Consider the following 26,240-nt stretch of genomic DNA (forward strand, 5'->3'; position numbering starts at 1 on the left):
CCTCAAAAGGTTCGGCTGCCGCGCGACACGGCGCGCGCCAGCATGCCGGTGATCTGCGCCTCGAATTTGCGGAACGATGCTGCGTCGGTCGCGGTGACATTGAAGACGACATTCACCGGGGTTCCCCCACCGGTAGCGGCCACGCCCAGCCGGCCATCCGGCGCGCGCTGCAGGGGCATGATCGCCTCTGGCCCCGCCTCGCCCATCAGCCCGAAACTGGCCCCTATGGGAAAATAGCTCGGCGCCGACACCACGCCGCCGCTCGCAAAGGGCACGACATGCCCAGGCACGCCTCCATTGGCGAAGGGCAGCGCGCCCGCCAATCCGCCGAACAGGTTTGAAAGCAGCGAGCCAGCCAGCGATTGCAGCGGCTTCAGCCCCTGCTCCAGCGCCATGCCGGCAAGATTGAGCCCGATCCGGCGCAGGACGTCGTCCAGTTCGCGCCCGCTCAGCGCGGCCCCCTTTAGTGCGCCGGTGAGCTGCGTGCCAAAACGGTCCGACAGCTTCTCGAGATTTTCGAGTGCCGCCTGAAACGGCGCGGTATCGGCGTTGATCGAGACGGTCACGTCTTCAACCATGCGTTCTCCTCATTGTGTGGGATGTCTGGAAAGGCGCGCATCAGCGCGGCAAGGTCCGCGCGCCGTGGCGCTTCATCGCCGTTGCGCGTAAAGACGCTCATGGCGCGCTCGAACTCGCGCGGCGTCATGGCCCAGAAGGTTTCGGGCGAAAGCCGCAGCAGGCCGAACCCCATCGCCATGACATGGTCCCAGGGGAATTCGCGCGCCGTGCCTGCTCCGGCATTCAAGGGTTTGTGGTGGCGCCTGCCGCTCCGAATGTCGCGGTCAGAAGTTCCGCCACAATCGCGGCAAAGCCGGCAACGCCCCCGGCAGTTTGCAACTTGCCGACCTCATGGTCGGCGATGTCGTGGCCCCCGCCGCGCAGACCAGCCGCGACGATGCGGATGATGTCGAGCGCCGAAAGCCGCCCGCGCGAAAAGCGCTCGACGAGTGCCCCGAGATCGTCGGCCGCATAGGTTGCTTCCAACTCCGCAAGCGCGCCCAGCGTCAAACAAAGCCGATAGGTCTTGCCGTCGAGTTCCACGTCGACCTCGCCGCGCCGCCGGTTTGCCGTCATGGCATCACCGTGAAGCTGACCGGACCGGCGGATTCGAGCGCCATCTCGAACGTCACCTCGCCGTCATGCGCGCCGGTATATTCGAGCGAGGTGATCTGGAAGGCACCTTCCACGACACCGAAATCCGGCACCGCGAGTTGCCATTTCGAAATATCACCGGCGAAGAAGCGGGCGCGTATCTCGGCATCAGACTGCTGGTCCCTGAAGATGCCCGAGCCGCTGATCGAGGCGCGCTGAACGCCGCTGCCGGCCAGCAATTCGCGCCAGCGGCCGACGGAATCGGCATCCGTCACGTCCACCGTCTGGCTGTTGAAGGCGATGCGCTTGGAGCGCAGTCCCGCAACCGTGATGAAATCGCCCAGGCCCGTGGAATCGAGCTTGAGCAGAAGGTCCTTGCCCTTCTGTGCGACCATGACAGGTCTCCCGAATTGTATTGATGTGGACGACGCGATCGCGCGCAGGCCTGAAGTTCAGGCCAGGTCTTCGATTACCGCGCGATAGCGAAGCAGGCCGTGGTGAACCGAAAGGTCCTCGTCATATCTGGTTTCGGCAAATTCCAGCCGCATATTCACCAGATGATGGTTGTCGAGCGCCAGCGCGCCGCCGTCGAGGCGCGTCTTGGCGGCCTCCATGATCTCCAGCGCTTCCTTCCTGCCTCTGGCCTTCGACCAGATGTGGAGAGTGAAAAGATGCTCGCTGCCGTTTTCCGTCCCCGTGCTCCAGTCATAGACACTGGTGCGCCCGAAGGTCAGATAGGGAAAGGGCTGGTTCGGCGGCGCGCGGTCATAGATCTTCGGCCCGCCGAGCAACCCGACAAGCGCGGCGTCGGCCTCGAGCGTGGAGAAGATCGCCTTTTGCAGGTCAGCGGCCGATCCGGTCATTGCCTTTCCCCTTCCCGTGCATTTCGGCGTCGACGGTCCTGTGGCTTTCACGCGGCGCCGAAATGCCGGCACGGTAGCCCTGTTCCGCCTGTTCCGCCAGATCGTGCGCCCGCCAGCGCAAGGCGCGCAGCAGGCCGTCGAGTGTCACCACGATAGACATCTTCACGGTTTGCCCTCCAGCGTGCGGCAGACCAGATAGCGCCCGGTCTCGTCGGGATCGTGAACAGTGACGATGCCGAAAACCCGCCCCTGCCCCGCAAAGCGCATCCCGCTCGCCACGCCGTCGCGCCAGCGCATGGTGATGCGGTGCGAAACCGCCTGTTGCGCCTGGTCGGCACCCGCGAGGCTTTGCGCCGAGATCGGCTCGATCATCGCAAAGACGGTCGCGATCTCCGCCCAGTTTTCGACCTGGCCGCCGAGATCGTCGCGCTGGCTGCCGCTTTGCTGAAGCGACAGTTCGGTGCGCAGCTTTCCCGGATCGATGAATTCCGCCATCACAGCCTCCGGTCGCGATAGCCGGCGATCAGGCGGTCATAGCCCGCCGGGTAAGAGACCGGCTGGTCGGCCGTACCGTAGGCGGCGCGGAACTCATACCAATGCGCCACCAGCACGGTGACGGCGCGCTTCAGCAAATCCGGCACGTCCGTTCCGGCCTCGCCGAAACCGGCGCAAAAATCGATCTCTATACCGTTCATCGCCCGCAACGGTCCCGGCCGCCTTTCGATGTGCAGGCGTGCCGGCCGCGACAGCGTGTCGAGCTGATAGTCGGCGGGGCCGAGCACGGAGGCTTCACCCCTGTCGCCGAATATCGTCGCCGAAAGCACCGCGCGCACCGGGTGGCGCATCAGCGGCACACAGCCATAGTCCGGCCAGCGATCGAAAGCGAGCCGCCAGTTCTGGTTGATCATGGCCACGCCGGTCGTGCGCTCGACATCCTCGCGCGCGGCCCGGATCAGGCTAGTGAGAAAATCATCCTCGCTGTCATGTGCGATGCGCAGATGGCGCTTTATCTCGTTCAGGCTTACCGGCTCGACGGCAGGGTCGACCGTTCGCAGAAGCGTCATGCGACTACCTTCTATGATGGGAGAAAAAAGTGGCGGCCCCGGAGGAGGACGGGCCGGAGCCGCCATCGGCAGCGTGAAGGCGCAAGGGGTGAGCGCGCGTCACATCAGCCGAAACGATGCGCCGTCAGGCGGCGGCGAACTTCAGCAGCTTGATGGCATCGAAGTCCTGCACGCCGCCGCCCACGCGTTTGGTGGTGTAGAACAGCACGTAGGGCTTGGCGCTGTACGGATCGCGCAGCACGCGCACGCCGGTGCGGTCGACGACGAGATAGCCGCGAGCGAAATCGCCGAAGGCGATCGGCGTCGTGCCGGGGGCAGCGTCCGGCATGTCCTCGGCCTCCGCCAGCGGGAAGCCCATCAGCATGGCGCGCTGGCCGGGCGTCGCGGGTGGCTGCCAGAGATAGTTGCCGTCGGCATCCTTGAGCTTGCGCAAGGTGGCCTGGGTCTTGCGGTTCATCACCCAGTTGGCATTCTGGCGGTAGCCCGCCTTCAGCGCATAGACCGTGTCGATAAGCACGTCCGAGGCATCCGCATCCGGAAGCTCGCCGTCCACGCCGGTGAAGGTGCAGCCAATCTTGCCCCAGGCCCAGCTCGACTCGGCGATCTGGTCGTAGTCCAGGAAGCCGCGCGGCTTGTTGACGCCGTCGCCCTTGATGAAGGCGGCCCCCTCCTGCTCGGCGAAGGCCGCTTCCACCTCGCTCGAAATCCACTCATCGAGATCGACGACGCTGTCTTCGAGCAGCGAGGCGGTGGCCGCCGGCATGGCATAGAGCTCCATGGTCGGGAACTGCAGTTCGGCCAGCGTCGAGGCCGCCGTTTCCGGGCGCGCGGTGGTCTCGCCGACCCAGCCGACAGCCGGGCCGCTGATCGAGAACGGCTTTTTCAGCACCGCACCGGACACCTGCCGCACCGAGGCGATGGAGCGGACCGGCGACAATGCGGCCAGCCGCTTGCCGATTTCGCCCTCGGTTTCGTCCGGCACCAGATAGCCGCCATCCTGACCGGAGCCGTAGGACATGGCCTTGGCGTCAAGCGAGCGCAGATGGCGGTCGTCACCGCTGCGCATATAGGCCTCGAAGGCTGCCTTGTGTTCGGTGCGTACGATATTCACGCCGTCGCGAACGAGGGCCGGGCGCGCCTTCTTCAGCGCGAGATTGTCAAGTACGCGCTTCTGTTCGTCGAGCGCGCGCGAGATGCGATCCACCTTTTCGGTGACGAGGACGTCGGCGCTGCGCTTTTCCAGGTCCGCCAGCCGCTCGTCATTGCTGTCCTTGAACGCCTCGAAGGTGGTCATGAACTCGCCGAACGCATCGGAAAGGTCGAACTCTCCGGCCGACTTGGTTTCGAGGCCATCGATATTGGCTTCAATCATGTAAGGGACTTCCTTGTTTCGTTGATTATGCGTGTGGCCTGCCGGATCGTTTCCAGCAGCGCCGCTTCCGGTCCCGCGGCGGCGTCCCGCCCGCCCACGAGACTTGCGAAACCCTTGGAGATGACCCTGCGGGCCTCGCTTCGCGTCAGCCCGGCATCCCGCCTGAGCCAACTTTCGAATTCGCGTATGGTCGGCAACCGCCGCCCCTTCACCGTCTCGACGCGAGCCTCGGGCAGCATCGGGAAGGTCACGATGGAGATTTCCCAGAGGTCGGCCTCCAGTATGCGGCGCACGCCGCTCGCCGCGTCGCGCCTGGTGCGCACGGCATGAAAGCCGATGGACAGGCCGTCGAGTGCGCCGCCGCGCATCAGGTTCAGCACGTCGCGGGCACGGCCGACATCCTTGGCCAGCCGTCCGCGCACGAACAGGCCACGCGCATCCTCACGGATTTCCGTCCAGGCGCCGATCGGCTCGTTGGGGTCATGCTGGAAGAGCATGCGGATGCCCGACGCGCCGCGCGCCTTCAGCGACCGTGCGAACGCGCCGCGCTCGACCACGTCCTTGCCGAGATCGACCTTGCCGAACAGGCTGGCATAGCCGGAAAAGGTGCCGTCCGGCTCCACGTCGCCCAGCACGAGATCGACATATTTGCGTTCGCATGACATGGCGTCAGCGCCCATCCGCATTCTCCCGTTCCGTTTTCTTCTGCAGAATCCTGCCAAGGCCGTTGCCCTGAAAGGCACGCATGGCGAAGCCGAGCGCCCACCAGGCGCAGAGACTGGCGACCGCCGAGCCCATCAGCACCATTTCGCCCGGCCCGATCAGGTCCTGAATGCCGAGTTCCGTTGAAATCTTGAGACCGGCGGTGCCGCCGAAGACGAGGCCGCAGACCACGCCAACGGCAAAGCGCGCGGCCGCCTCATGCCTGCCGTGCGGCAGGATATAGGCCAGCGAGATGGCCGAACCGGCGACCGCGCCGGCACCCTTGGCGAGCCAGATCCAGCTCGCCTGAGACATGTCCGTCATGTTGGAGACTCCTCGTGATTGGCGTGGCCCGATCACGTCAGGTCGCGCGGCTGATAGCCCACCGCCTCGCGTTTCTCGTCGTCGGTCAGGAAGCTTGCCGCCTCCAGCCGCAACCACAGTGCGTCCCGTTCACCCGAAAGACCTTCCACGCAATCAGCGTCGTACCAAAGCCTGAGATCGGGGCCGAAGGCCGGCGCCAGCCAGGCCGAAAGCTCCTTGGCAGTACGGGCAACCAGCGGCAGGATGGTCAGCCGATAAAAGGCGCGGTTCGCCTCCTGATAGTTGGCATAGGTGTTGTCGCCCGGAATGCCGAGCAGCATGGGCGGCACGCCGAAGGCCAGCGCAATGTCACGGCCGGCGGAATGCTTGGCCTCGATGAAATCCATGTCCTTGGGCGTCAGCCCCATGGCCTTCCAGTCCAGCCCGCCTTCCAGAAGCAGCGGACGACCGGCGCGCGTCGCGCCCGAATAGCCCTCCTCCAGTTCCTGCTTCAGCCGCTCGAACTGCTCGTCGGTGAGGTTGCCGCCCTCCTTCGGCGCATAGACCAGCGCGCCGGAGGGCCGTGCCGAATTGTCGAGCAGGGCCTTGTTCCAGCGGCCGGCGGCGTTGTGGATGTCGAGCGCCATGAGCGCCGCTTCCAGCGGCGGAAAGCCGTAATGATCGTCCAGCGGATGGAACAGCGAGAGATGCAACGCCCCACCACCCGGCGCGAGACCGATCTGCGTCCGCCGCTTCACCGAACCTTCCTGGTATTCCAGCGCCGACGGCCAGCCGGTCATGTCGGTCAGCACCCGCACCCGGTCGGGGCGCAGCAGATGCAGTTCGCGCGCGCCCCCGCCCGCCTCGATCATCTCGACATAGGCGTTGCCGGACAGAAGCAGATGCCCGTACAGAACCTCAAGGAAGGTCGCGCCTGCCTGCCGCTGGTTTGGCCGGCCAAGCAGATTCAGCAGCGGATGGTCGTCCATTTCCGCCGCGCCTTCATAGAGAAGCCACGGAATGGCCGATGCGGTCTCGACAATCAGCCGCACGGCGCGATGCACGACGGGGTTGCGCATGAACCCTTCGCGCGCCAGCGCCGTATAGTCGCGATGCGTCCAACGGGCCTCGCCCTGCGCATGCAAAGTCACGAAACCCAATCCGCCGCTTTTGCGCTCCGGGCGCGCGACATCGTTCCCCGCATTGCGAGGCCAAGGCCATTTCCAAGCCATATGTTCTTCCTGTTTAAAGAAATTCGCGGATACGCGGGCTCGCCGAGCGATCCGGCATCAACTCATTCACGGCCCAGACCAGCGCGTCGAGCCGATCCGGCGAACGGCCGTTCGAGAGCCCGTTGGGGCCGAAATCGCACATTTCGTCTTCCAACTCGGGAAAGCGGCCGGCGTGGCGCACCCTGCCCTGCTGGTAGAGCATCGCCACCGGCTCGGCACGCAGCCACTTTCCACGCCTTGCCCGCACGGCCTTCACCGGCACCGCGGCATCGACCGCGCGGATCACGGCCGTCACCATGTCACCGCCCTGATTGACTTCGGCAACGAGGCAATCGGCCCCAAGCGCGTGATAGAGCGCCACCGCCGCGCCGGCCCAGTCCTGCGGCCGAGCGGCTTTCATGCTGGCATCGGCCAGCATGATCACCGCTCCGCTCTCGTCGAGCCCCGCCGCAACAATGCCGCAGGCATCGGAAGCCTTGTGGGAAGATGCCGGCGGATCGATCGCAACGACGATGCGCTGCAACTGCGGCAGCCCATCGAGGCGGGCATTTTCCAGCGCCGCCCGCGACCACAAGGCATCCTCGCGATCCTCGATCAGCTCTCCTTCCAGCTCCTGCCGGCCAAGCCGTGTGCCACCATAGCGTTGTTCGACCATGTGCAGGAAGCCTTCCGCCAGATTTCCGGCATTGTCAGCTGTGCGCATGCGTGTCTGCAGCACCGTGGGGTCGGCCATCAGCCTTTTGAGCAGTTTGGTCGGGCGCGGCGTGGTGGTGATGAGCTGCCGTGGCATCTGCCCGAGCCTCAGCCCGAATTGCAGCATGTCGAAGCAGGCCTCGTCGTTCTTCCATTTGCCGAGTTCGTCGCACCAGGCGGCCTCGAATTGCGGACCGCGCAGGCTTTCAGGGTCTTCGGAAGAGAATATCTGGGCTATCGCCCCATTGTCCCACACCAGTCGCCTGCGGCTCGCCTCGAAGCGGGGCCGGTCGTGACGCGAGATCGTCACGATGCCCGACTGCCCCTCGATCATCACCTCGCGCACGTCACCCAGCGTCTCGCCGACCAGCGCGATATGACCATGCCTGCCCAATGCGAAAGGGGAAAAACCCCGTACCAGGCTGTTCACCCATTCGGCGCCCAGGCGGGTTTTGCCCGCACCGCGCCCGCCGATCACCAGCCAGGTCCCCGGCTGCGCGGTGAGCAGATATTGCTCGATGCGGGCCTGGAGCAGCCACTCATCCTCGATCAGCCAGATATTCTCATCCCGAAGGCTTTCTTCGGACCAGTTCCCTTGCATAACCCGTAGCGAGTTCGACAATTCGTTCGTCGATACGCTTGAGAAATCCTGCCATGTCCGCATCGCGCTTGGTCTGCTTTTCCTTGGCCTTGGCCTCTTCGTTCTCGCGCGTGATGTCGCCGATCTTCTCGAGCGTGCGCATCAGTGCCGAGATCGCTTCTATACGGGCCTTGTCCAGCCCGACCGCGCCCTCCCCGGTGCCGATGCCGAGTGCCTCAATTTCGCCCAGCAAACCGTTGATGACCCTGGCGACGCGGGCTTCCACCTTGCCAGCCGCGACGGGCTCCGGGCGGCGCCAGTCTTCCCGTTTCGCCCGTGCCCTTATCGTGGCAACGGACCATCCGCAGAGCGGGGCTATCTGTTCCAGGGTCGGCCGCTCGCTCTCATAAAGCGCGCGCGCCGCCATCCACCGTTCCGTGGCGCGTGTTATCATCTCAAGCTCTCTGGATTGTTGAAGGCGACTGGAGAAAGGTCTGTGCCGGGAAGCCTGAAGGGCCTGCCGGCTACACTTTTCCGACGATAGGCAAACACTACCAAAGCACCGTCACGGTGTCAAGAATATATTCCTATTTCCGGGTGATTTTTTCGCGCCCCTGTGCAAGGCTTGGATTTCAGGCCCGCTATCCGGTAAGATTGTGGGGACAGGGCAATTTCGAAACCTATATTTACAGTCCAGCAACTGCCGCATGCTTTTTCAGAGTCTCAGTAACCCGTAAGCCGGATGGCGGTGACATGCAGGACCCCTCCGAAAAAAAGCAGATACCGAAAGCGCCGAAGGCCGGGCGGCTGCTGGCTATCGACGCCTGGATCGATTCGTCGCTTTACGAATCGGGCTTCAAGGCACGACAATTCTGGGAATCCGTCACCATCTTCTCCCGCCGCTTCCGCGTCAGAGGCTGGCGGCGTGGCGTTATCGAAGTCCTGAGCGAAGGTTTCACCATGGGCGCGGCCGGCTCCGTGCTCATGCTGGCGCTGGCACTCCCCGCGTTCGACGAAACGGTCGGCAACTGGCGCCAGCAGGACGACTTTGCCGTGACGTTTCTCGACCGCTACGGTAACGAGATCGGCCAGCGTGGCATCAACCAGCGCGATTCCGTGCCTGTCGACGAGATGCCTGACTATCTGATCAAGTCGGTGCTGGCGACCGAGGACCGCCGCTTCTTCGACCATTACGGCATAGATTTCATGGGGCTGGTGCGCGCCATGTCGGAGAATGTGCGCGCCAATTCCGTGGTGCAGGGCGGATCGAGCATCACCCAGCAGCTCGCGAAAAACCTGTTCCTCAACAATGAGCGCACCGTCGAACGCAAGATCAAGGAAGCGTTCCTCTCCGTCTGGCTGGAACAGAACCTGTCGAAGAAGGAAATCCTCCAGCTTTATCTCGACCGCGCCTATATGGGCGGCGGCACGTTCGGCATCGCGGCGGCGGCAGACTTCTATTTCGGCAAGTCGGTCAAGGACCTCAATCTGGCCGAATCCGCCATGCTGGCGGGATTGTTCAAGGCGCCGGCGAAATATGCGCCGCATATCAACCTGCCGGCGGCGCGCGCGCGCGCCAATGTGGTGCTGTCCAATCTCGTGCAGAGCGGTTTCATGACCGAAGGCCAAGTGCTGTCGGCCCGCCTGCACCCGGCCAATGTGGTCGACAGGGGCGACCGCAAGAGCCCGGACTATTTCCTCGACTGGGCCTTCGACGAGGTCAGGCGCATTGCCGCCGCATCCGGCGTTCATTCCCTCGTCGCGCGCACCACGATCGACATGAATATCCAGAAGGCCGCCGAGGAATCGGTCGAGTTCAATCTGCGCCAGCACGGTAAGGAATATCGCGTTACCGAGGGCGCGGTGGTGGTGCTTGAAAACAACGGGGCCGTGCGCGCGATCGTGGGCGGGCGCGACTATGGCGCGAGCCAGTTCAACCGCGCCACCAAGGCGCTGCGCCAGGCAGGCTCATCGTTCAAGCCCTACGTCTATGCCACGGCCATGGAGCACGGCTTCACGCCTGAATCCGTCATTTCCGATGGGCCGATAAGCTGGGGCAACTGGTCGCCCAAGAACTACGGCCGCAGCTTTGCCGGTCGCGTAACGCTGACGACGGCACTGCTGCGGTCGATCAACACCGTGCCGGTACGTCTCGCCAAGGATTATCTCTCCATTCCGCCGATCAAGGCGATGGCCGAGGCGATGGGCGTCGAATCTCCCGTCAGCTCCCACAAGACGATGGTGCTGGGCACTTCGGGCATGACCGTCATGGATCAGGCCACCGGCTACAGCGTGTTCGCCAATGGCGGCCTGGCCGGCGAGCGGCACGGCATCCAGCAACTGATCACCCATTCGGGAAAGGTCATCTACGACTGGGACCGCGACCATCCGCCATTCAAGCGCGTGCTTTCCGAGAAGGCCGTTTCCGAGATGAACTCGATCATGGTGCAAAATCCGGAAGTCGGCACCGCCCGCCGCGCGGCCCTTGCCTCCATCCGCTCGGCAGGCAAGACCGGCACGACGCAATCCTACCGCGACGCATGGTATGTGGGCTTTACCGGCAACTACACCGCGGCAGTCTGGCTCGGCAATGACAACTACTCGCCCACCCGCGACATGACGGGCGGCTCGCTGCCGGCAATGGTGTGGCAGCGGCTGATGACCTATGCGCACCAGAATATCGACATCAAGCCGATCCCCGGCATCAAGAACCCCTATGTCGATCCGAAGGTGGCCGAGAAAGCGGCCGAGATGGAACGCAAGAGCGTGGCCGCGGTCGATGCCGATATGGGCCGGCCGCCGATCCTTTCCAGCACGACCACGCGTGTCCTGCGCGAGATGAACGATGTGTTCCGCAAGGCACCCGTGCTCGCCACGCCCGCCGAGCCGGAAAAGCTTTCGGGGCTGTGACCTGCGCTTGTTCCCTGCTCTTCCTTTCCAACCGAAGCCTCCCCTTGCCACGACCATACCCGTTGTTCGGCTTGCCTTGACCTGCGCCGGCGGGATATGCCCAACTGACGTTCCACGTTCCGGCGTCTCATGCTCAAGACCATATTCCTCGTCGCACTGACCCTGGCCATCGCGATCGGCGGCGGGGCCGCCAGCGTGTGGTATGTGCTGAACCTGCAAAACGGGGTCGGCGCCGTCACCATCGGCGACTGGACGGCCTTTCCCGACCTCGGCACGCCGGATACGGACCCCTATTCGAAGGCACGCGTGGCGCGCGAAGGCATTCTCACCCTCGGCCGGGCGGAAGGCCTTGCCTTCGTCGCCGAGAACGATTCCTCCGGCGCCGAACTGCGCCGCGGCTGCAGCTACACGGTACAAGGCACGGTTCCGCCTTCGCGTTTCTGGACGATCCATGCCGCCGACGAGAGCATGAACGTCATCAACGGGCTCAAGCAGCGGGCGCCGGCGCTGCATTCCTATGAGATGCTGCGCGAGCAGGACAATTCCGTGTCGATCGCGGTCAGTCGCACCCCTGCCCCCGGCAACTGGCTGGCGGTGGACGGAACGGGCAAGATGTTCCTGATATTGACACTCTACGACACCACCATTGCCAGCAGCACCGGCGTCGCCGATGTGAAGCTGCCGCGCATCATCAAGGTGGGGTGCAATGCTTAGGCTGCTGCACGCACTGCTCCTCGGGCTCGTCGGGGCCGGCATCGTGCATATCGCGGTGCTGCTTCTTCTGCCGATGATTTCGCAAAACGACGCCTGGTCGCGTCTGGCCGCATCCTCCGACCTGTACAAGATCACGCGTCTGGACGCCGAGTCCGGCGTAACGCCCGTGGTCAGGTTGGTCGATCCGCTCTTCGACGCGGCGGCCTGCCGCTTCGACCTGTCGGACGGCGTTCTCAAGGTAACGGCAAACGGCCACGCGCCCTTCTGGTCGGTTTCGGTCTACAACCGGGCCGGCGAAAACATCTACAGCTTCAACGACCATACGCTGCCGGACGGCGGCATCGACTTCATCGTGCTTACATCCACGCAGCTGGTGGAACTGCGCAAGGAAATGCCGGAAGGCCTCGACAAGTCGATCTATGTCGAATCCCCCGACGAACAGGGCATCGTCGTGGTGCGCGGCTTCGTTCCCGACAAGAGTTGGGAAAAGCAGGTGGTTGACTTCCTTGGCGGCATTTCCTGCGCGCCGGAGCAGCAGCAGTGACTGCGCGAAGGGGCAACCTGCCGTTCAGTGGCGCGGCGACGGTTTCGCGGGATCACTGCCGCCCTGTGCGTCCATCGCCGTTCCTGTAGCTGCGGTCTCCACGGCAGCGCGCCGTTCGTAGCGCACTCCGGGGAAGATGATGACGGATGCCATTTCAGCCGGCGGCCCGGCGGGTCTGTTCGCCGCTTTTCGCGGCACGAAAGACAGTATGCTGCCCATGACACGCGTTCCCTCTCGGTTCGACCGGAGCAACTACGCAACGCCTCCACCGCCATCTGGCCAGCAGAGAGTTAACGGACTTATAACGGATCATCGGTAAGTTTATCTTTATTTCGGAAGCGTCCCCCTGGCCGGCGCCCAGGCGAACCCGCTTCCGGGATGTGTCTGTGTGCGTTTGTGGCGTGGTCTTTGTGTCATCTTCAGATTTCAGGCGCCTTGCCTTGAAGGGCGAAGCAGGAAGAAGCGAGAGGCTGTTTCGCGCCGCCATCTCGGCCTTCTGCTCGTTGACACGTCCCTCGCGCCGTGAAATCGCCCAGCTTGAAGATCTGGCGCTGCCATTGTTCGACTTCGTCTCCGTGGAGGCCCGCCGCTTCGCGGCCGCCGCGCTCTCAGAATGCGAATATGCGCCGCGCGCGCTCCTGATGCGGCTGTGCAATGAAACCGTGGACATTGCCGCGCCGCTGCTCATCCGCTCCCGCCAGTTGGCCGATGTCGACCTCATCACGCTGATCGGCCGGCACGGCCTGCCGCATGCGCGCGCGATCGCCCGGCGACCGGGCCTCAATCCCGCAATAGCGGGGCTGGTCAAGGCACTGGACAATGCCCGGCTGAAAGATGCTTCAGCGCAGGCGCACGACGTGCCGAAGCCGGCCGCAAGCGAAACATCCGATGCGGACCGCGCGCCGGGCGCTTCGGCGGAAGATGCCCGCCGCCGCCTGCGTTCGATGATGCTGCCCTCGGGAAAAGCGCCCGAAGAAGGAGCGACGGCTGATCCCGCCGCCATCTATCCCAAGCTCCGCGACAGCGCCCTGACGGGCAACAATGCGCTGTTCCAGATCGCCGTGGCCAGCGCGACAGGGCTCGACTATCGTTCGGCCGGTTCTCTCGTGGAAGGAAAGGATCAGCCCCTGCTGATGGCGGTGCTGCGCCTGTTCGATCTCAGCGAGGAGCGCGCCTTCCTGATCGCGGCGGCCCTGTTTCCCGGCGCATTCGCGCATCCCGAAGCGATCCGGCTTTTCCTGCTGCGGTATCGGGCGATCGATGGCGAAACCGCGCAGAAGCGCGTTCAGGCTTTCAAGGCGGATGCGATAGCCTCCGCCATTCGCCATACGGTCAAGCCAAATCCCGCGCCCGCCTCTTCCCCGGCAGGCGTACGGCTCAGGGCGTCGTGATGGCGAGCAGTTCCTCCGGCGGCGTCTGACCCGCCTCGATCTCAACCACCCAGATATCGGGATCGAAACGCTTTTCCTTGTCGAGCCGGGCCTCGACCGCTGCGTCGTCGTCGCCGCTGTAGAGCTCAGAAAAATGACGCTCGTCGGGCCGGGCTGAATCGTAGGTCGTCTGCGGGGCCGGTCCGAACAATGCGACCTCGCCCAACCGGTTGCGCGACAGCACAAACACCGCTCCCGCCTCGCTCGCGCCGCGTCTGACCACGGCGGCGAAACCGCCGGCCGCGAAAACCCGGCGCAGCAGGGCTGAAACCCAAAGATCGGTGGTGACACGCATCGGCATTCGCTCCGGCAACAACCGGTGCTGCTTTATCGGTAAGCGGGGTCCATTGCCAGAGATTCGCAACGCGCATATCGGCATGAAAGCGCGGCGGGCCTCAATCGGTCAGGCCGATTTCCTTCATCTTGCGATAGACCGCTTCCTCCGGCTCGCCGGTTTCGGGCAGGCCGAACAGCGACTGGAATTCGCGGATAGCCGCCTTTGTCTGGCTTCCGGCGACACCGTCGATGCCGATGCTGTCATTGCCGAAGGCGCGGAGCCCCTGCTGGATCTTTGCAATGCGCTCCGCGGGCGGCATGGCGGCAGGTTGCGGAACCGGCACCGGGCGCTGCGCGGCGGGCACGGAACCGGCAGCCGGAAGTGCCGGCCGCGGCTGCGGGGCCGGCGGAATGGCGCCGGTTCTCGGCGCGGCGTCCAGATGGCTCAGAAGCTCGTCATCGATCTGGCCCGAAACGGGAACACCGATCTTTCGCTGATAGGCTTCGATGGCCCTGGTGGTCGCAGGCCCGCTCAGGCCATCGACGGCGCCGTCATAGAAATTCAGCGCCTTCAGCGTGGCTTGCACCTGCTCAACGACCGGGTCGCCGGCCGCGCGAACAGGTTCTGGCTCCGGGCGCTCGATGCGAATGGTGGTTTCGGGCTCGCTGGGAACATTGTCCTCCAGCGGCCGGCTGAACTCGCGCGTGGCGAAAAAAGCCCCGGTATGCGCATGCGGCTGATACCACAGGGCGTTCGCCGAAACGTAGAACAGCGACACCAGAAAGGCAGTCGTGCCGCCGACAAGAACCGGGTTGCGCGAAATCGCGCCACCGATAACCGCAACGCCTTCCTGCAACGGCCCCGGCTTTGCCCGCCGCCTAGCCTGCTTTGCGGAACGAGCCATGCCCAACCTCGATCGTTTCGCCATTCGCGTGCAACGACACCAGAGCGCCACGCTCGGCGCGCGGGTCGGCAGGCATCGACGGTCCGGCAACAGGCAGGCTGATCGTCACCGTGGTGCCCTCGCCCACAGCGCTTTCGATCGACATCGTGCCTTCATGCAGCGTCACCAGCCCCTTGACCAGCGAAAGCCCGAGCCCCGTGCCTTCGAACTGCCGCGTGTACTCGTTCTGCACCTGCGTGAACGGCCGGCCGAGACGGCACAAATCGTCGTCGGCAATACCGATGCCGGTGTCGCTCACCCAGAAATGCAGGCGTGAGCCGAGCCTCTTGGCTCCGACGCTGACACTGCCGCCATTGGGCGTGAACTTGATGGCGTTCGAGACGAGATTGATCAGCATCTGCTGCACCGCGCGGCGATCGGCAAGGATTTCGCCGCTTTCCGGGGCAATCTGCGTCGTCAGCGAAACGTCCTTGGCTTCAGCCTGCAGGTTCATCATGGAGCGGCACATTTCCACCGCATCGGCAAAGCGGAAGCTCTCCGGATTGGTGGAATAGGTACCGGCCTCGATGCGCGAGACGTCGAGGATCGAGTTCACCACCGCCAGAAGATGATGACCGGAATCGCGAACCAGCGTCACATATTCTTTTTGCCGCGGATTCTGGAAGCCGCCAAAAGTCTCGTGAAGCAGCATGTCGGAAAAGCCGATGATGGCGTTGAGCGGCGTGCGCAATTCGTGGCTGACAGCGGCAAGGAAACGCCCCTTGGCCAGTTCCAGCTCGCGGGCGGCATCGTCGGCCTCGGCAAGATCGGCGCGCAGGCGGGCGACCGCTTCGTTTTCGCGCACCAGCGCCACGAAGTCCGCGCCGTTTTCGCCACGCATGAACTCGACCGAAAACGGACAGTAATTGTCCGCCGGGGAGGTTTCGTCGATCCGCGGCAGGCGCAGACGCGCCTCCACCTTGCGATGGCGCATACCGCCGCGCAGATCGGCCAGTGCGCACAGATAGGCGACGCGGTCCGAGATATGAACGCGGTCGAACAGCCCCGCGCCCAGCAGCAGTTCGGGCTGCAAGCGCATCGTCGTGCGGGCCTGTGCCGAGACATCGGTCACGTCACCGCTCGGCGTCATGTGGATGATGACGCCATCGAGCATGTCTTCCAGACGCTCACGGCTGGCCGGCTCTTCGTCTTCGCGCGTGGCGTCCGACAAACCGTGCATCCTGGGCAGCAACGTCAGGAGATAAGCGAGCGGCACGATCCAGTGCCAGCCGGCAGCCGGAGCAGCGTTCCCAAACAAGGTGGACCCCAGAAGGGCCTGCAACGGCAGGACGGCGAGCGCGGCAATACCGGCCCAGAGAGCCGCGCGCGGCATGCGCTTCTGCCACCACGCCTCTATCGGCAGCGCCAACAGCATGACCGTCATGGGAGATGTCAGGCCACCGGCCGCGGCCAGGACAGCCGTCAGCAACACCGCGCCGAACCCCAGCATCGCCGGGCCGGCAATTTCTTCCCTGCCGCTTGCCGCAAGCAGCAGCGCGCCGAGCCAGGCCACGCCGCATGTGGCGCAGATTGCCGTCACCGTCGCGGTGACGCCGAGCGAGGCCGGCATGAACAGCCCGATTGCAGCAGCCGCGAAGAAGGGCGCGACCAGCAGCGTGCCGAGCAGGCGCCGCTGGGCCGCGCGCGCGGCATTATCCTGGACCGAGGGATGCACCAACCGGTCGCAGACGGCGTCTATCGCGCCGAACACTTCGCTGGATCTGGTGACGAACGAACTCACACAACGCACTCACTACTGGCCCGCTTGGCGGGGCGCTTTTGATTGACCTCGAAACTCGCACCCAGCCTTTAAAGAAAGGATAAGGCAAAGCCCGTGGAGCCCCCGTCAAAGGCGGATATGGAGCTTTCGACGGCAAAAAACCGGCACAGTTTCGTGCATGGTAAATGAAGTGTAATGGGATTCTCGCAAAGCGCCGGATCGTCGTTGCAGCTTCATCCAAACTGGCGCGGCGGTGACAAATATCGCGAGAATCCAGCTGTTGGATGGTTACCGGAACGTAAAGACGACACACCGCAACGCCGAATGGCGACGGCACCTCGCGGGTTGGTAAAATTTGAATCAAGTTTTCGGAAAATGCCGACCACTTGTGCAAGCCGACCTTTGCGCGACAATGTGATAGTAGCTTCCGGCCAAGGCGGGCGTCACAGCCCGGCCGGCATGGATATGAGGCAAGGAAATGGGTTTTCTGCTGCGGATGGCATTCTGGTTTTCGCTGGTCCTGCTCGCTCTGCCGTTCAACTTCGGCGGCGAGGACAGCGATCAGCCCAGCGTCGGCGCCGTCCAGGCTTTCATGGCGGTGCGCGAAGCGATAGGCGATCTCAGCAACATCTGCGAGCGCAAGCCGGATGTCTGCGAAACCGGCAAGTCGGCTCTGCACACCGTGGGCGTGCGCGCCCGCGAAGCGGCCCGCATCGCCTATGAATTGCTCGACAGCCAGCTTGGCGAATCCCGCCCGGCGCCCGACCAGCCCGACACCGACACGACGACTGCGGGCATTCCCGCGAAAGAATGAGCCAGCCTGCGATGCTCTTTTTCCGTGACGCCGCCTCTTTCAGTCACTATATCGAGGCCATGACTGCGACGATCCAGGAAATCCGCGACGACTTTTCCTTTCTCGACGAATGGGAAGACCGCTATCGCTATGTCATCGAGCTTGGCGAGGCACTGCCGGCGTTTCCCGACTCGGCGCGTACCGATTCCCACAAGGTGCGCGGTTGTGTCAGCCAGGTGTGGCTGCTGACCGAATATGGCGAAGGTGCCGACCCGGTCATCCGCTTCCAGGGCGATTCGGACGCCCATATCGTGCGCGGCCTTGTCGCCATCCTGCTCGCCCTGTTTTCCGGACGCCGCGCCAGTGAGATCGTGGCCACCGACGCCGAGGACACGCTGCGCGCCCTCGGCCTCGACGATCATCTCACGCCGCAGCGTTCCAACGGCCTGCGCGCCATGGTCAAGCGCGTCAAGCGCGATGCGGAAGGCGCGTTGCGCCAGCCTGCCTGATCATCCCTCCATCCTGGGACGATAATCCTCGCTGCCCCAGTGCAGCACCCGCTTGTGCGGGGACCGCGCCTGCGGCTCATAATGCCGGCTGAGCACGCCGAGCGCCGTTTTCAGCACGATCTTGGCCGAACGCACCGGCCATCCCCGCTCCGTCTCGACGAGCTCGAGCCCCTTCAGGAAGCAGCACACATCCACCAGCACGCCGGAAAGCTCCGGCCCCACGGCAGCCAGCGCGCGCTCGACGCGCAGGCGCGCAGCCAGCGCCACGTCGGTGAGATCGGCGATCCCGTTGCCGCCGTCGCGGCGACCGGATGAGACGCTCGCCACCCAGTTGGCGCCCATGCGGGGCATGATCTGCCCACGCGTATAGTCGGCCCGCAGTCTCTCGCCAGAACGGAACTCCGCGTCGGACAGGAACGGAACGCCCTTCTTGGTGCGGCGGCGCGCGAGTTGGCCAAGGGGCGATTCCGAGAGATTGACGATGGCGAGCGTGCTCGCACCGTCCTGCTCGATGGCAACGACACCCAGATCGCGCTCCGCCCGCCCACCGGACGGCCGGCTTTGTCCTGTCGGAGAGGCCAGCGGCCCCGACAGGAAAATCCTGTTCCCGTTGCGCGCCAGAAGCCCCTCCTCGATCATTTCCGAGATGACGTCCTGCGACGCGGAAATGGTGCCGCGCTCACCCCCATCGAGCAGCACGCCGCCCGCCCGGGCCGCTGCCCGCAGCAGGACATCTCCACCGGACAGGAAGCGAAGCACCCGTCGTTTCATGATTCTGCTCCTTCCCGGCATCTCACACCCTGTCCTTGAAAGCGGCCAGAACCACGCGCTCGACCATCGCGACGAGGCGGTCGAATTCCTCCACGTCGCGCATATCCTCGATCGTGTGGCATGCATACATTACCGTGGTGCGCTCGCGCCCGAACCCCTTGCCGATGTCGTACATGGACAGGCGCAGCACCACATGCGCCACATACATCGCGATCTGGCGCACGCGCGCCACGTCCAGATTGGTGCGGCCGGTGCGCCGAAGCTCCTTGCCACAGACATTGAACAAGGCCGCGACGATGTCGATCAGGCTGTCGCAGAGTTCGACTGCACGCTCCTCCCGCCGTTCGTTAAGAACAAGTCGTTGGCGTCGCGCTTGCCCCTTTGCTTGCGTCTCCGCTTCGACCTTTGACTTTCTGGATGTCGCAGTCGTGAACACAGAACTCATCCCTCCGCTAAAATAGGAATTAATTCTTATATCGACTCCGGACATATATGTGAACAAAATAGGAACAAATATCCCACCCTAAAATTAACAAGCCCCTGAAACGCAAGGAGCTTTTTTAGGAAGTGCCGGTTTTCGCGAACGCTTTCATCCCCCACCCCGGCAACGGCCCGATAGTGCGTTCATAGGATTGCGAGAGGAAAATCCATGAATGACATCCATGCCGAATATCGGGCCTTCAGGGAGAGACAGCATGCACAGGCCACAAATGCCCGACAGATGGCGGCCCTGCACCTGGTCTGCGGCATCGACCTTCAGGTCGCGCTCGCTGCGGGGCCGGAACTGAAGGCGAAATTCACGCTGCGACTGGAAAGGGCGCTGGAGCGCGAGCGTCTGCGCGGAATGCGCCGCCACTGGAGCTACGACCTCAACCGGCATATCGCGCTGAAACAGGCGCTCGACCGGCTGCACGGCCGCGATACGGTGGCCGGAGACGGCAAAGTCACCGGCAAGCCGCGCTTCAGGAGATGCGCAAATGCAAAACGGCGCCCGAAGGCGCCGTCAGAATCTCGTTAGATTACAAGGAGGCGCAGCTTTACTGCGCCTTGCGCTTGCGGCCCAGGCCCATCTTCTTGGCAAGCTGCGAACGAGCCGCCGCATAGTTGGGCGCGACCATCGGATAGGCGGGGTCAAGGCCCCACTTTTCGCGATACTGGTCGGGCGACATGTTGTAGTGGGTCATCAGGTGCCGCTTCAGCGACTTGAACTTCTTCCCGTCCTCGAGACAGATGATGTAGTCGTCATGGACGGAACGTTTCGGGTTGACGGCCGGCTTCTGCTTGTCCACCGGCGGCTGTTCGACGGCACCGCCGACACGGCCGAGGGCTGCATGCACATCGGCGATAAGATTAGGCAATTCACCAACCGGCACAGGATTGTTGCTGACATAAGCTGCGACAACATCGGCTGTCAGCTCAATCAGCATTTCATAGTTTCTATTCGGCGTTTCGGCAGCGTCCATTTTCTTCAGGCCCCATAGTCAAATTTGAAAAGCGCCCCTTTTCTAAACCACGGGGCATCGCGCGAGATACCGAAGGGAATGTTCCGCCACGATTCGCGTTCCCTCTTTTTTTGAACTTAACAGCAATTCAAGTCAATTAAATATTTTGTTATTTCTACATTACGAGCCGATCACAAGTAATATTTACGTATGTAATCTGCGTGAAGTGCATCATTGTATCGCGATCCGGCCAGAATGTGGCGAAGCAAACCATACGGAAGCGCGCAAATACATCTTCTGCTTTAGGGAAATCAACTTTGGGTGGTTTGGCGAGGTTGGGCAGCGTCCGCCATGTCATCCCTGACCGAGCCCTGCCACAGTCGATAACCGGCTGAATGGGCGGCCTTTGCCAGCAAATGCGCAGAAATCGGCGCTGTCAGCAAGAAGAATGCAACACCGGCGAGGGCTCTGGTGGCGATCGCGAAATCATGCGCCTGTACAGCGAGAGCTATGAGCACGACGCAGGAACCCAGCGTCCCCGCCTTCGAGGCGGCGTGCATGCGTGTATACAGATCAGGCAGACGCAGCAGGCCGACCGACGCGGTCAGCGTGAAAAGCGCGCCGATCACGATCAGTATGCCGGCGACATAATCGATCAAGACACTCATTGGCCTGCCTCCCCGGGCGCCGCGCGCCTTGGCGGAATTTCCGGATCGGCCTTGCGGCTGATGATGAAGCGGGCGAAGGCCACGGTCGCCAGGAAGCCCACGAGACCGAGCGCGATGGCGATATCCACGTGGAAGGAAAATCCGGTCTTGATGCCAAGCACGGCGATGAAGCCGATGGCCACGGCCACCAGCATGTCGAGCGCCAGCACCCGGTCCGGCAATGTCGGCCCGCGCAGGATGCGCAGCACCGTCAGCAGGAACGACAGGCACAATATTCCAAGCGCAATCATGACGCAAAAGGCTAGAAAGCTTTCGCCGGAGATCATCGGAATGCCTCCATAATCTTGCGCTCGAACCCCTCGGCGATGTCGCGGCGCGCGGCATCGGGGTCAGAGCAATCGATGGCATGGACGTAGAGCGTGCGCCGGTCTTCCGACACATCGACCGACAGCGTTCCGGGCGTCAGCGTGATCAGATTGGCCAGCAGCGTGATCTCGAAATCGCGATCGACCTGCAACGGGTAGGAAAAAATGCCCGGACGCAGATCCATGCGCGGCGACAGGACCAGCTTTGCCACCCGCCAGGCCGAAACGATCAGCTCCTTGACGAACAGGACAGACAGCGACAGCACCCTCAAGGGATGAAAGGCGCCGGACGACTTGCCGACCTCGTCACGAAAGAGGAACAGGCTGGCGATGCCGAGAAGCAGGCCGAACAGCAGGTTTGGCGGTGAGAAGGAGCCGGTCACGGCTGCCCAGGCAACGGCCAGCAAAAGCACGGACAAAAGGCGCAGCATCAGCCACCTCCCGCCGGAAATACGGCTTGGATATAGGGCGCGCTTTCCAGCAGCCCGTGGGCAGCCTGCGCAGCGATACGTATGACGGGTTCAGGCACGATGCCGATGAGCAGGATCGGCACGGCGAATGCGATCAGAACCCCCTGCCCCAGACTGCGGCTTCCGGTTGCGGCAGCAGTCACATGCCGCCCGTCGACTGCGGGTGCGTCGCGCCAGAACGCCAGCAGGAATATGCGCCCCATCGCGATGGTGGTGAGGAAGCCGGTGAGCAGGATCGCACCCGCCAGCCACCAGGCGCTGGCCTCCAGCGCGGCTTTCACCAGCAGGATTTTCGGCCACAGCCCCGATGCCGGTGGCAGGCCCGCGGCGGCCAGCACCAGCAGGAAGGCAATGGCCGTCAGCAGCGGCGACAGGCGATAGAGACCGCCAAGCTCGTGTAGTGAAAAGCTGCCGCCGAATTCCCGCATCATGCCGGCAAGCATATAGAGCGCGCCCATGGTGAGCATGGAATGCACCGCATAGAAGATCGTGCCCGACAGCCCGGTCTCCGATCCAAGCGCCAGCCCCGCCAGCATGACGCCCACGCTCGAAATGACGAGGAAGCCGAAGGCGCGGCGCGTATCGGCCTGCGCCAGCGCGCCGAGCACGCCGAGTATCATGGTGGCGGCGGCCACCCAGCCGATGGTTTCGGCAAGAATGCCGCGCTCGACCGGAAACAGCATCACCAGCGTGCGCAGCAGCGCATAGACGCCGATCTTGGTCAGCAGCGCGCCAAACAGCGCCGCGATCACGATACGCGGCGTGTGATAGGAGGCCGGCAGCCAGAAATTGACCGGGAAGGCAGCCGCCTTCATGCCGAAGGCGAGCAGATAGAGGGTCGCCAGCGTCATCAGCGGCCCCGTGCCGCGCAGACCGTCTGCCTTGCGGGCGATATCGGCCATGTTGAGCGTGCCGAAGGTGCCATAGAGATAGGCGGTGGCGATCAGAAAAAGCGTCGTCCCGACCAGATTGAGAATGGCGTATTTGGTCGCGCCGTCGATCTGCGCCTTTTCCGAGCCCAGGATGAGCAGGCCGAAGGAGGCGATGACGAAGACCTCGAACCAGACATAGAGATTGAAGATGTCGCCGGTCAGGAACGCGCCGCTGACACCGGCCATCATAAGCATCAGGAACGGATAGAAGCCATAGCGCCGGCCTGAAACGCCAATGTCGCGGAAGGAGAAGACGGCGCAGATCAGCGCGACCACGCCCGCGGTCAGCGCAAAGACCGCGCCGAGCGCATCCGCGGTGAAGGAGATGCCGAATGGCGGCAACCACCGGCCCATCGTCATGGCAAGCGGCCCTTCTGCCAGCACCCGCTTCAGCAGTGCTGCGTCCACGCCCACCAATATCGCCAGGCCGATCATCGCGACGATGCCATGCCAGCGCATTTCGTGGCGGAACATCAGGAGAAGCGCGCCGAAGACGAGCGGCACCACGACCGGCGCAATCACCAGCCAGTCGGCGGCGGCGACCGGAGCGGTGATCATGGCGCCGGAAATATCGGTCATGCCTGAAACTTCGCCCGCCATCGTCAGTATCCTATCGGCGGCAGCGGCTCGCCCGCCGGCTCGGCCACGCGCATGCCATCGGTGTCATCCGTGCCGATTTCCTGATAGGCGCGGTAGGCCAGAACCAGAAGGAAGGCGAAGAACGAGAACGAGATGACGATCGCCGTCAGGATCAGCGCCTGCGGCAGCGGGTTGGAGATGGGCCCGACCGGCGTATCGGCTCCTTCGGGAATGATGGCCGCCACCTCGCGCAAAATGCGCCCCGCGGTGAAGATCAGCAGGTTCACGGCATTGCCGAAGATGACGACGCCCAGCAGGATGCGAACGACATGCTTCGACAGCATCAGGTAGATGCCGACCGCGAAGAACAGCCCGACAAGGGCGGCAAAGACGGGTTCCATCAGTTGTCCTCCCGTTCCTCGAGCGCCAGCGCGATGGAGGTGATGGAGCCCACGACCACGAGATAGACGCCGATGTCGAAGAACATCACCGTCGAAAAATCGACTTCCATGCCCAGCAGATGCACCGAAGTCCAGATGCCGGTGAGAAAGGGCACCTCGTAGACGAAGGACAGCAGGCCGGACAGGGCTGAAAGCAGCAGTCCGAAACCCGACACCGCCATTGGATGGAAATACATCGCCCGCCGCACGGCCGGCACGCCATGGGCTATGCCAAGGATAGCGAAGGCCGAAACGGCGATCAGCCCGCCGATGAAGCCGCCGCCCGGCTCGTTATGGCCGCGCAGCAGCACGAACACCGAAAACAGCAGCATCAGGCTGCTGAGATAGGGGGCCGCGGTGCGGAAGATCAGGGTCCTCATTGCGCGCGCTCCGTCTGCTTGGAAACCGCTTGCGCACCGTCCTTCGCGCGGATGCGGATCAGCGCGAGAATCGCCAGCCCCGCGATCATGACCACGGCAATCTCGCCCAGCGTGTCGAGACCACGGAAGTCGACGATGATGACGTTGACGATGTTGCGGCCATGCGCGATCACCTTCGCGTTGACCTCGAAGAACCTGCTCAACGTGTCATCGAAGGGCAGTTGCGTCACCTTCAGCAAGAGCAGGCCGAAAGCAAGGCCGCAGGCCGCCGAAACGGTAACGTCCAAAGCCTTCTGGCCGAGCGGGCGGTGCTCGGAAACCGCCAGCCGCAGCCGCGTCATCACCAATGCCAGGATGACCACCGACAGCGTTTCCACCATGAACTGGGTGAAGGAGAGATCCGGCGCACCCAGCAGCATGAACAGCAGCGCGACCGCGAAGCCCTGTATGCCCAGCGACACGATCGCCGTCAGCCTGTTCCTGGCATAGACCACCGCACCGAGGCCGATGACCGCTATCGCCACCACAGTCAGCTCATAGAACCAGAATTCCGTCACTTGCGGCATCGCGGGGAGCTCGTCGAAGGCCACCATCGGTACGAGTATCGACAGCGCGACCGCTATGAAGGTGGCCGTGAGATATATGTCCAGCCGCCCGCTCTGAACGATACGCGTGACCGCCACCGAGAGCCGCACCAGCGCCTTGATGCTCTGGTCAAAGCCGCGATCCGGCCCCCAGCCGATCGTCCTGACCAGCGATGCCATTGCCGCGCGCAGTCCCGTCTGGCCGAGATAGGCCACAATACCCAGAAGCACCGTCAGCACCGACAGTGCGAGCGGCAGGCCAAGATGCGGGATTGTCGAAATCTCGACCGCAACCGGCTCGCCGGCCACCGCGCTCGCCATGGGGCTGGAAAACAGGTGGTGCGCGAAGGGCGAGAAAAGCCCCGCCGCAAGCCCGCATACTGCCAGCACAAGCGGGCCGAGCCACAGCAGCAGCGGCCCCTCATGCGCCTTCCTGGGCGCATCGCCCAGCGGGCCGATGAAGGGTTTCAGGCCGACGGCGAAGGCGATGGCGAACATCAGTGCGTTGCCCACCACGGCCACCAGCGTCGCCGCCACCGCCCACATATCGGTGCCGGCGAGCGCGGCATAGATCTCTTCCTTGGCGAGGAAGCCGAAGAACAGCGGCAGACCGCCCATTGAAAGCGCGGCGAGCAGGCCGGCGGTGAAGGTTATTGGCATTGCGCGGCGCAGGCCGCTCAGCGAAGCGATGTTGCGCGTGCCGGTTTCATGGTCGATCAGTCCGGCAACCATGAACAGCGCACCCTTGAACATGGAATGCGCGATCAGATAGAGCACTGCCGCCTCGACCGCGACTTCCGAGCCGAAGCCGGTCAGCATCACCAGAAGTCCGAGCGACGCGACGGTGGTGTAGGCAAGCATCAGCTTCAGGTCGGACTGGCGCACCGCAAGCAACGTTCCCACGAGCAGGGTCGCGCCCCCGAACAGCGGCAGCACGGTTTCCCATGCGGCCGTGTCGCCCATGACCGGGTTGAACCGCATCAGCAAATAGACGCCCGCCTTCACCATGGTGGCCGAATGGAGATAGGCCGACACCGGCGTCGGCGCTTCCATGGCGTTGGGCAGCCAGAAATGGAAGGGAAACTGGGCGGATTTGGTGAACGCACCGCCCAGCAGAAGCACGAAAGCGCCTGCATAAAGCGGGCTGCTGCGCAGCGCCTCGCCCGAAGCCAGCAACGTCGAGAGTTCGTTGGCGCCCGTTGCCATCGCAACCACCAGCAGGCCGGCGAGCAGCGCAAGACCGCCAAGGCCGGTCACCACCAGCGCCTGCAGCGCGGCGCGGCGCGAGGCCTCCCGGCGATGGTCGAAGCCGATCAGCAGGAAAGAGGCGATCGACGTCAGTTCCCAGAACACGAACAGCATCAGGAAGGAATCGGCCAGCACCAGCCCCTGCATCGCGCCCATGAACAACAGGATGAAGGAGAAGAACCGACCCTGCTGCTCATGGCCTTTCAGATAGCCGCCGGAATAGAGCACGATCAGCGTGCCGATGCCGGAAATAAGCAGCGCGAATGTCAGCGACAGCCCGTCGACATACCAGGAAAAGCGCACGCCGAGGCTGGCTATCCAGTCGAAGCCACCGGACACAGAATTTCCGCCCGCAACGGTTTCGAGCATTCCGCCGAAATGCAGGAATATCCAGAGCGGCGCCAGCGCCAGAACCCATGCCGCGTTGTGTTTCAGGACACGTGTGAGCAGCGGCGCTGCCAGAGCGGCCACAAACGGCAATATCAGTGCCAGAAATGTCAGCAGCGCTTCCCCCGTCCCCTTTACGGGCCGATCCGCGAATTCTCGTCACTTTTCGGCAA

General features: G+C 63.7%; 33 protein-coding genes and 1 pseudogene. 7 read left to right on the forward strand and 27 right to left on the reverse strand.

Annotated features, from left to right (window positions below):
* Positions 1-2: 2 nt before the first annotated feature.
* From C7441_RS05745 to C7441_RS05810, 14 genes are all read right to left on the reverse strand, one after another.
* Entirely contained in the window at positions 3-578 is a 576-nt protein-coding gene (locus C7441_RS05745) for a phage tail tape measure protein (RefSeq protein WP_109612062.1), read from the reverse strand.
* Positions 563-805, reverse strand: coding sequence for a rcc01693 family protein (locus C7441_RS05750; RefSeq protein WP_109612063.1), 243 nt, complete (start codon positions 803-805; stop codon positions 563-565). The genes C7441_RS05745 and C7441_RS05750 overlap by 16 nt, the downstream gene beginning before the upstream one ends.
* Positions 802-1,134 (reverse strand): gene transfer agent family protein, encoded by a 333-nt coding sequence (locus C7441_RS05755; protein WP_109612064.1) that lies wholly within the window; start codon positions 1,132-1,134, stop codon positions 802-804. Before C7441_RS05755 ends, C7441_RS05750 begins: the two co-directional genes overlap by 4 nt.
* The gene (locus C7441_RS05760; protein WP_109612065.1) at positions 1,131-1,547 is read right to left on the reverse strand and encodes a phage major tail protein, TP901-1 family; all 417 of its coding nucleotides are present in this window, start codon (positions 1,545-1,547) and stop codon (positions 1,131-1,133) included. Before C7441_RS05760 ends, C7441_RS05755 begins: the two co-directional genes overlap by 4 nt.
* A gap of 57 nt (positions 1,548-1,604) precedes the next feature.
* Positions 1,605-2,015, reverse strand: a complete 411-nt coding sequence (locus C7441_RS05765) for a DUF3168 domain-containing protein (RefSeq protein WP_019172175.1) — start codon at positions 2,013-2,015, stop codon at positions 1,605-1,607.
* The gene (locus tag C7441_RS05770; RefSeq protein WP_146201430.1) at positions 1,996-2,181 is read right to left on the reverse strand and encodes a hypothetical protein; all 186 of its coding nucleotides are present in this window, start codon (positions 2,179-2,181) and stop codon (positions 1,996-1,998) included. Before C7441_RS05770 ends, C7441_RS05765 begins: the two co-directional genes overlap by 20 nt.
* Positions 2,178-2,510: a phage head closure protein gene (locus C7441_RS05775; protein WP_109612067.1), complete on the reverse strand. Its 333-nt coding sequence runs from the start codon at positions 2,508-2,510 to the stop codon at positions 2,178-2,180. The genes C7441_RS05770 and C7441_RS05775 overlap by 4 nt, the downstream gene beginning before the upstream one ends.
* Positions 2,510-3,079, reverse strand: a complete 570-nt coding sequence (locus C7441_RS05780; protein WP_109612068.1) for a head-tail connector protein — start codon at positions 3,077-3,079, stop codon at positions 2,510-2,512. Before C7441_RS05780 ends, C7441_RS05775 begins: the two co-directional genes overlap by 1 nt.
* Positions 3,080-3,203: 124 nt before the next feature.
* Complete coding sequence (locus C7441_RS05785) at positions 3,204-4,451, reverse strand: phage major capsid protein (RefSeq protein WP_109612069.1); 1,248 nt, start codon at positions 4,449-4,451, stop codon at positions 3,204-3,206.
* Positions 4,448-5,131 (reverse strand): HK97 family phage prohead protease, encoded by a 684-nt coding sequence (locus tag C7441_RS05790; protein WP_109612070.1) that lies wholly within the window; start codon positions 5,129-5,131, stop codon positions 4,448-4,450. The genes C7441_RS05785 and C7441_RS05790 overlap by 4 nt, the downstream gene beginning before the upstream one ends.
* On the reverse strand, positions 5,121-5,477 hold the full coding sequence (locus C7441_RS05795) for a DUF6107 family protein (RefSeq protein WP_019172169.1): 357 nt from the start codon (positions 5,475-5,477) through the stop codon (positions 5,121-5,123). The genes C7441_RS05790 and C7441_RS05795 overlap by 11 nt, the downstream gene beginning before the upstream one ends.
* Before the next feature lie 32 nt (positions 5,478-5,509).
* Positions 5,510-6,688 (reverse strand): phage portal protein, encoded by a 1,179-nt coding sequence (locus C7441_RS05800; RefSeq protein WP_109612071.1) that lies wholly within the window; start codon positions 6,686-6,688, stop codon positions 5,510-5,512.
* A 13-nt stretch (positions 6,689-6,701) separates the two neighbouring features.
* Positions 6,702-7,982: a DNA-packaging protein gene (locus C7441_RS05805; RefSeq protein ID WP_109612072.1), complete on the reverse strand. Its 1,281-nt coding sequence runs from the start codon at positions 7,980-7,982 to the stop codon at positions 6,702-6,704.
* The gene (locus C7441_RS05810; RefSeq protein ID WP_146201431.1) at positions 7,945-8,415 is read right to left on the reverse strand and encodes a hypothetical protein; all 471 of its coding nucleotides are present in this window, start codon (positions 8,413-8,415) and stop codon (positions 7,945-7,947) included. The genes C7441_RS05805 and C7441_RS05810 overlap by 38 nt, the downstream gene beginning before the upstream one ends.
* Before the next feature lie 299 nt (positions 8,416-8,714).
* On the opposite strand from C7441_RS05810, the gene C7441_RS05815 reads away from it, so the two are divergent.
* From C7441_RS05815 to C7441_RS05830, 4 genes are all read left to right on the forward strand, one after another.
* Entirely contained in the window at positions 8,715-10,871 is a 2,157-nt protein-coding gene (locus C7441_RS05815; RefSeq protein WP_109612074.1) for a transglycosylase domain-containing protein, read from the forward strand.
* Between the two features lie 129 nt (positions 10,872-11,000).
* Entirely contained in the window at positions 11,001-11,585 is a 585-nt protein-coding gene (locus tag C7441_RS05820) for a DUF1214 domain-containing protein (RefSeq protein ID WP_170125025.1), read from the forward strand.
* A complete protein-coding gene (locus C7441_RS05825) occupies positions 11,578-12,129 on the forward strand; it encodes a DUF1254 domain-containing protein (protein ID WP_109612075.1) in 552 nt (183 codons plus the stop codon). The genes C7441_RS05820 and C7441_RS05825 overlap by 8 nt, the downstream gene beginning before the upstream one ends.
* A gap of 440 nt (positions 12,130-12,569) precedes the next feature.
* On the forward strand, positions 12,570-13,520 hold the full coding sequence (locus C7441_RS05830; protein ID WP_109612076.1) for a hypothetical protein: 951 nt from the start codon (positions 12,570-12,572) through the stop codon (positions 13,518-13,520).
* Here the strand turns inward: C7441_RS05830 and C7441_RS05835 are convergent.
* The 3 genes from C7441_RS05835 to C7441_RS05845 form a co-directional block, all read right to left on the reverse strand.
* Complete coding sequence (locus C7441_RS05835) at positions 13,507-13,854, reverse strand: DUF1491 family protein (RefSeq protein WP_109612077.1); 348 nt, start codon at positions 13,852-13,854, stop codon at positions 13,507-13,509. The genes C7441_RS05830 and C7441_RS05835 overlap by 14 nt on opposite strands.
* Positions 13,855-13,954: 100 nt before the next feature.
* Entirely contained in the window at positions 13,955-14,740 is a 786-nt protein-coding gene (locus tag C7441_RS05840; protein WP_170125026.1) for a peptidoglycan-binding domain-containing protein, read from the reverse strand.
* On the reverse strand, positions 14,715-16,520 hold the full coding sequence (locus C7441_RS05845) for a sensor histidine kinase (protein WP_109612079.1): 1,806 nt from the start codon (positions 16,518-16,520) through the stop codon (positions 14,715-14,717). Before C7441_RS05845 ends, C7441_RS05840 begins: the two co-directional genes overlap by 26 nt.
* Positions 16,521-16,977: 457 nt before the next feature.
* Here C7441_RS05845 and C7441_RS05850 point away from each other — a divergent pair, with 457 nt between their 5' ends.
* Both C7441_RS05850 and C7441_RS05855 read left to right on the forward strand, forming a co-directional pair.
* The gene (locus C7441_RS05850; protein ID WP_109612080.1) at positions 16,978-17,313 is read left to right on the forward strand and encodes a DUF5330 domain-containing protein; all 336 of its coding nucleotides are present in this window, start codon (positions 16,978-16,980) and stop codon (positions 17,311-17,313) included.
* A gap of 59 nt (positions 17,314-17,372) precedes the next feature.
* The gene (locus tag C7441_RS05855; protein ID WP_019172157.1) at positions 17,373-17,801 is read left to right on the forward strand and encodes a SufE family protein; all 429 of its coding nucleotides are present in this window, start codon (positions 17,373-17,375) and stop codon (positions 17,799-17,801) included.
* Here the strand turns inward: C7441_RS05855 and C7441_RS05860 are convergent, their stop codons facing one another.
* Entirely contained in the window at positions 17,802-18,572 is a 771-nt protein-coding gene (locus C7441_RS05860) for a DUF6456 domain-containing protein (protein WP_244916068.1), read from the reverse strand.
* Positions 18,573-18,594: 22 nt separating this feature from the next.
* The gene (locus tag C7441_RS05865) at positions 18,595-19,017 is read right to left on the reverse strand and encodes a helix-turn-helix domain-containing protein (RefSeq protein ID WP_244916069.1); all 423 of its coding nucleotides are present in this window, start codon (positions 19,015-19,017) and stop codon (positions 18,595-18,597) included.
* Between the two features lie 204 nt (positions 19,018-19,221).
* Between C7441_RS05865 and C7441_RS05870 the strand changes: the two are divergent.
* Positions 19,222-19,491: pseudogene (locus tag C7441_RS05870) on the forward strand (cytoplasmic protein); the annotation flags it as partial.
* A 118-nt stretch (positions 19,492-19,609) separates the two neighbouring features.
* Here the strand turns inward: C7441_RS05870 and C7441_RS05875 are convergent.
* From C7441_RS05875 to C7441_RS05910, 8 genes are all read right to left on the reverse strand, one after another.
* The gene (locus tag C7441_RS05875; protein WP_109612081.1) at positions 19,610-20,035 is read right to left on the reverse strand and encodes a Ros/MucR family transcriptional regulator; all 426 of its coding nucleotides are present in this window, start codon (positions 20,033-20,035) and stop codon (positions 19,610-19,612) included.
* A gap of 290 nt (positions 20,036-20,325) precedes the next feature.
* On the reverse strand, positions 20,326-20,682 hold the full coding sequence (gene mnhG / locus C7441_RS05880; protein ID WP_109612082.1) for a monovalent cation/H(+) antiporter subunit G: 357 nt from the start codon (positions 20,680-20,682) through the stop codon (positions 20,326-20,328).
* Positions 20,679-21,008, reverse strand: a complete 330-nt coding sequence (locus C7441_RS05885) for a cation:proton antiporter (RefSeq protein WP_019172151.1) — start codon at positions 21,006-21,008, stop codon at positions 20,679-20,681. The genes mnhG and C7441_RS05885 overlap by 4 nt, the downstream gene beginning before the upstream one ends.
* Entirely contained in the window at positions 21,005-21,478 is a 474-nt protein-coding gene (locus tag C7441_RS05890; protein ID WP_019172150.1) for a Na+/H+ antiporter subunit E, read from the reverse strand. Before C7441_RS05890 ends, C7441_RS05885 begins: the two co-directional genes overlap by 4 nt.
* Complete coding sequence (locus tag C7441_RS05895; protein WP_483407027.1) at positions 21,478-23,028, reverse strand: Na+/H+ antiporter subunit D; 1,551 nt, start codon at positions 23,026-23,028, stop codon at positions 21,478-21,480. The genes C7441_RS05890 and C7441_RS05895 overlap by 1 nt, the downstream gene beginning before the upstream one ends.
* 23 nt (positions 23,029-23,051) lie before the next feature.
* The gene (locus C7441_RS05900; protein ID WP_109612084.1) at positions 23,052-23,429 is read right to left on the reverse strand and encodes a Na+/H+ antiporter subunit C; all 378 of its coding nucleotides are present in this window, start codon (positions 23,427-23,429) and stop codon (positions 23,052-23,054) included.
* Complete coding sequence (locus C7441_RS05905) at positions 23,429-23,848, reverse strand: Na(+)/H(+) antiporter subunit B (protein ID WP_109612085.1); 420 nt, start codon at positions 23,846-23,848, stop codon at positions 23,429-23,431. Before C7441_RS05905 ends, C7441_RS05900 begins: the two co-directional genes overlap by 1 nt.
* Positions 23,845-26,184, reverse strand: a complete 2,340-nt coding sequence (locus C7441_RS05910) for a putative monovalent cation/H+ antiporter subunit A (protein ID WP_170125031.1) — start codon at positions 26,182-26,184, stop codon at positions 23,845-23,847. Before C7441_RS05910 ends, C7441_RS05905 begins: the two co-directional genes overlap by 4 nt.
* Between the last annotated feature and the right edge of the window lie 56 nt (positions 26,185-26,240).

This window comes from Pseudaminobacter salicylatoxidans, assembly GCF_003148475.1.
GTDB lineage: Bacteria > Pseudomonadota > Alphaproteobacteria > Rhizobiales > Rhizobiaceae > Pseudaminobacter > Pseudaminobacter salicylatoxidans.

What these genes read in the sequence shown, in the direction of transcription:
- C7441_RS05745 (WP_109612062.1), bottom strand. Translation starts at nt 578, where the DNA reads ATGGTTGAAGACGTGACCGTCTCGATCAACGCCGATACCGCGCCGTTT.
- C7441_RS05755 (WP_109612064.1), bottom strand. Translation starts at nt 1,134, where the DNA reads ATGACGGCAAACCGGCGGCGCGGCGAGGTCGACGTGGAACTCGACGGC.
- C7441_RS05760 (WP_109612065.1), bottom strand. Translation starts at nt 1,547, where the DNA reads ATGGTCGCACAGAAGGGCAAGGACCTTCTGCTCAAGCTCGATTCCACG.
- C7441_RS05765 (WP_019172175.1), bottom strand. Translation starts at nt 2,015, where the DNA reads ATGACCGGATCGGCCGCTGACCTGCAAAAGGCGATCTTCTCCACGCTC.
- C7441_RS05775 (WP_109612067.1), bottom strand. Translation starts at nt 2,510, where the DNA reads ATGGCGGAATTCATCGATCCGGGAAAGCTGCGCACCGAACTGTCGCTT.
- C7441_RS05780 (WP_109612068.1), bottom strand. Translation starts at nt 3,079, where the DNA reads ATGACGCTTCTGCGAACGGTCGACCCTGCCGTCGAGCCGGTAAGCCTG.
- C7441_RS05785 (WP_109612069.1), bottom strand. Translation starts at nt 4,451, where the DNA reads ATGATTGAAGCCAATATCGATGGCCTCGAAACCAAGTCGGCCGGAGAG.
- C7441_RS05790 (WP_109612070.1), bottom strand. Translation starts at nt 5,131, where the DNA reads ATGGGCGCTGACGCCATGTCATGCGAACGCAAATATGTCGATCTCGTG.
- C7441_RS05795 (WP_019172169.1), bottom strand. Translation starts at nt 5,477, where the DNA reads ATGACGGACATGTCTCAGGCGAGCTGGATCTGGCTCGCCAAGGGTGCC.
- C7441_RS05800 (WP_109612071.1), bottom strand. Translation starts at nt 6,688, where the DNA reads ATGGCTTGGAAATGGCCTTGGCCTCGCAATGCGGGGAACGATGTCGCG.
- C7441_RS05805 (WP_109612072.1), bottom strand. Translation starts at nt 7,982, where the DNA reads ATGCAAGGGAACTGGTCCGAAGAAAGCCTTCGGGATGAGAATATCTGG.
- C7441_RS05810 (WP_146201431.1), bottom strand. Translation starts at nt 8,415, where the DNA reads ATGATAACACGCGCCACGGAACGGTGGATGGCGGCGCGCGCGCTTTAT.
- C7441_RS05815 (WP_109612074.1), top strand. Translation starts at nt 8,715, where the DNA reads ATGCAGGACCCCTCCGAAAAAAAGCAGATACCGAAAGCGCCGAAGGCC.
- C7441_RS05820 (WP_170125025.1), top strand. Translation starts at nt 11,001, where the DNA reads ATGCTCAAGACCATATTCCTCGTCGCACTGACCCTGGCCATCGCGATC.
- C7441_RS05825 (WP_109612075.1), top strand. Translation starts at nt 11,578, where the DNA reads ATGCTTAGGCTGCTGCACGCACTGCTCCTCGGGCTCGTCGGGGCCGGC.
- C7441_RS05835 (WP_109612077.1), bottom strand. Translation starts at nt 13,854, where the DNA reads ATGCGTGTCACCACCGATCTTTGGGTTTCAGCCCTGCTGCGCCGGGTT.
- C7441_RS05840 (WP_170125026.1), bottom strand. Translation starts at nt 14,740, where the DNA reads ATGGCTCGTTCCGCAAAGCAGGCTAGGCGGCGGGCAAAGCCGGGGCCG.
- C7441_RS05850 (WP_109612080.1), top strand. Translation starts at nt 16,978, where the DNA reads ATGGGTTTTCTGCTGCGGATGGCATTCTGGTTTTCGCTGGTCCTGCTC.
- C7441_RS05855 (WP_019172157.1), top strand. Translation starts at nt 17,373, where the DNA reads ATGACTGCGACGATCCAGGAAATCCGCGACGACTTTTCCTTTCTCGAC.
- C7441_RS05860 (WP_244916068.1), bottom strand. Translation starts at nt 18,572, where the DNA reads ATGAAACGACGGGTGCTTCGCTTCCTGTCCGGTGGAGATGTCCTGCTG.
- C7441_RS05865 (WP_244916069.1), bottom strand. Translation starts at nt 19,017, where the DNA reads ATGAGTTCTGTGTTCACGACTGCGACATCCAGAAAGTCAAAGGTCGAA.
- C7441_RS05875 (WP_109612081.1), bottom strand. Translation starts at nt 20,035, where the DNA reads ATGGACGCTGCCGAAACGCCGAATAGAAACTATGAAATGCTGATTGAG.
- mnhG (WP_109612082.1), bottom strand. Translation starts at nt 20,682, where the DNA reads ATGAGTGTCTTGATCGATTATGTCGCCGGCATACTGATCGTGATCGGC.
- C7441_RS05885 (WP_019172151.1), bottom strand. Translation starts at nt 21,008, where the DNA reads ATGATCTCCGGCGAAAGCTTTCTAGCCTTTTGCGTCATGATTGCGCTT.
- C7441_RS05890 (WP_019172150.1), bottom strand. Translation starts at nt 21,478, where the DNA reads ATGCTGCGCCTTTTGTCCGTGCTTTTGCTGGCCGTTGCCTGGGCAGCC.
- C7441_RS05895 (WP_483407027.1), bottom strand. Translation starts at nt 23,028, where the DNA reads ATGACCGATATTTCCGGCGCCATGATCACCGCTCCGGTCGCCGCCGCC.
- C7441_RS05900 (WP_109612084.1), bottom strand. Translation starts at nt 23,429, where the DNA reads ATGGAACCCGTCTTTGCCGCCCTTGTCGGGCTGTTCTTCGCGGTCGGC.
- C7441_RS05905 (WP_109612085.1), bottom strand. Translation starts at nt 23,848, where the DNA reads ATGAGGACCCTGATCTTCCGCACCGCGGCCCCCTATCTCAGCAGCCTG.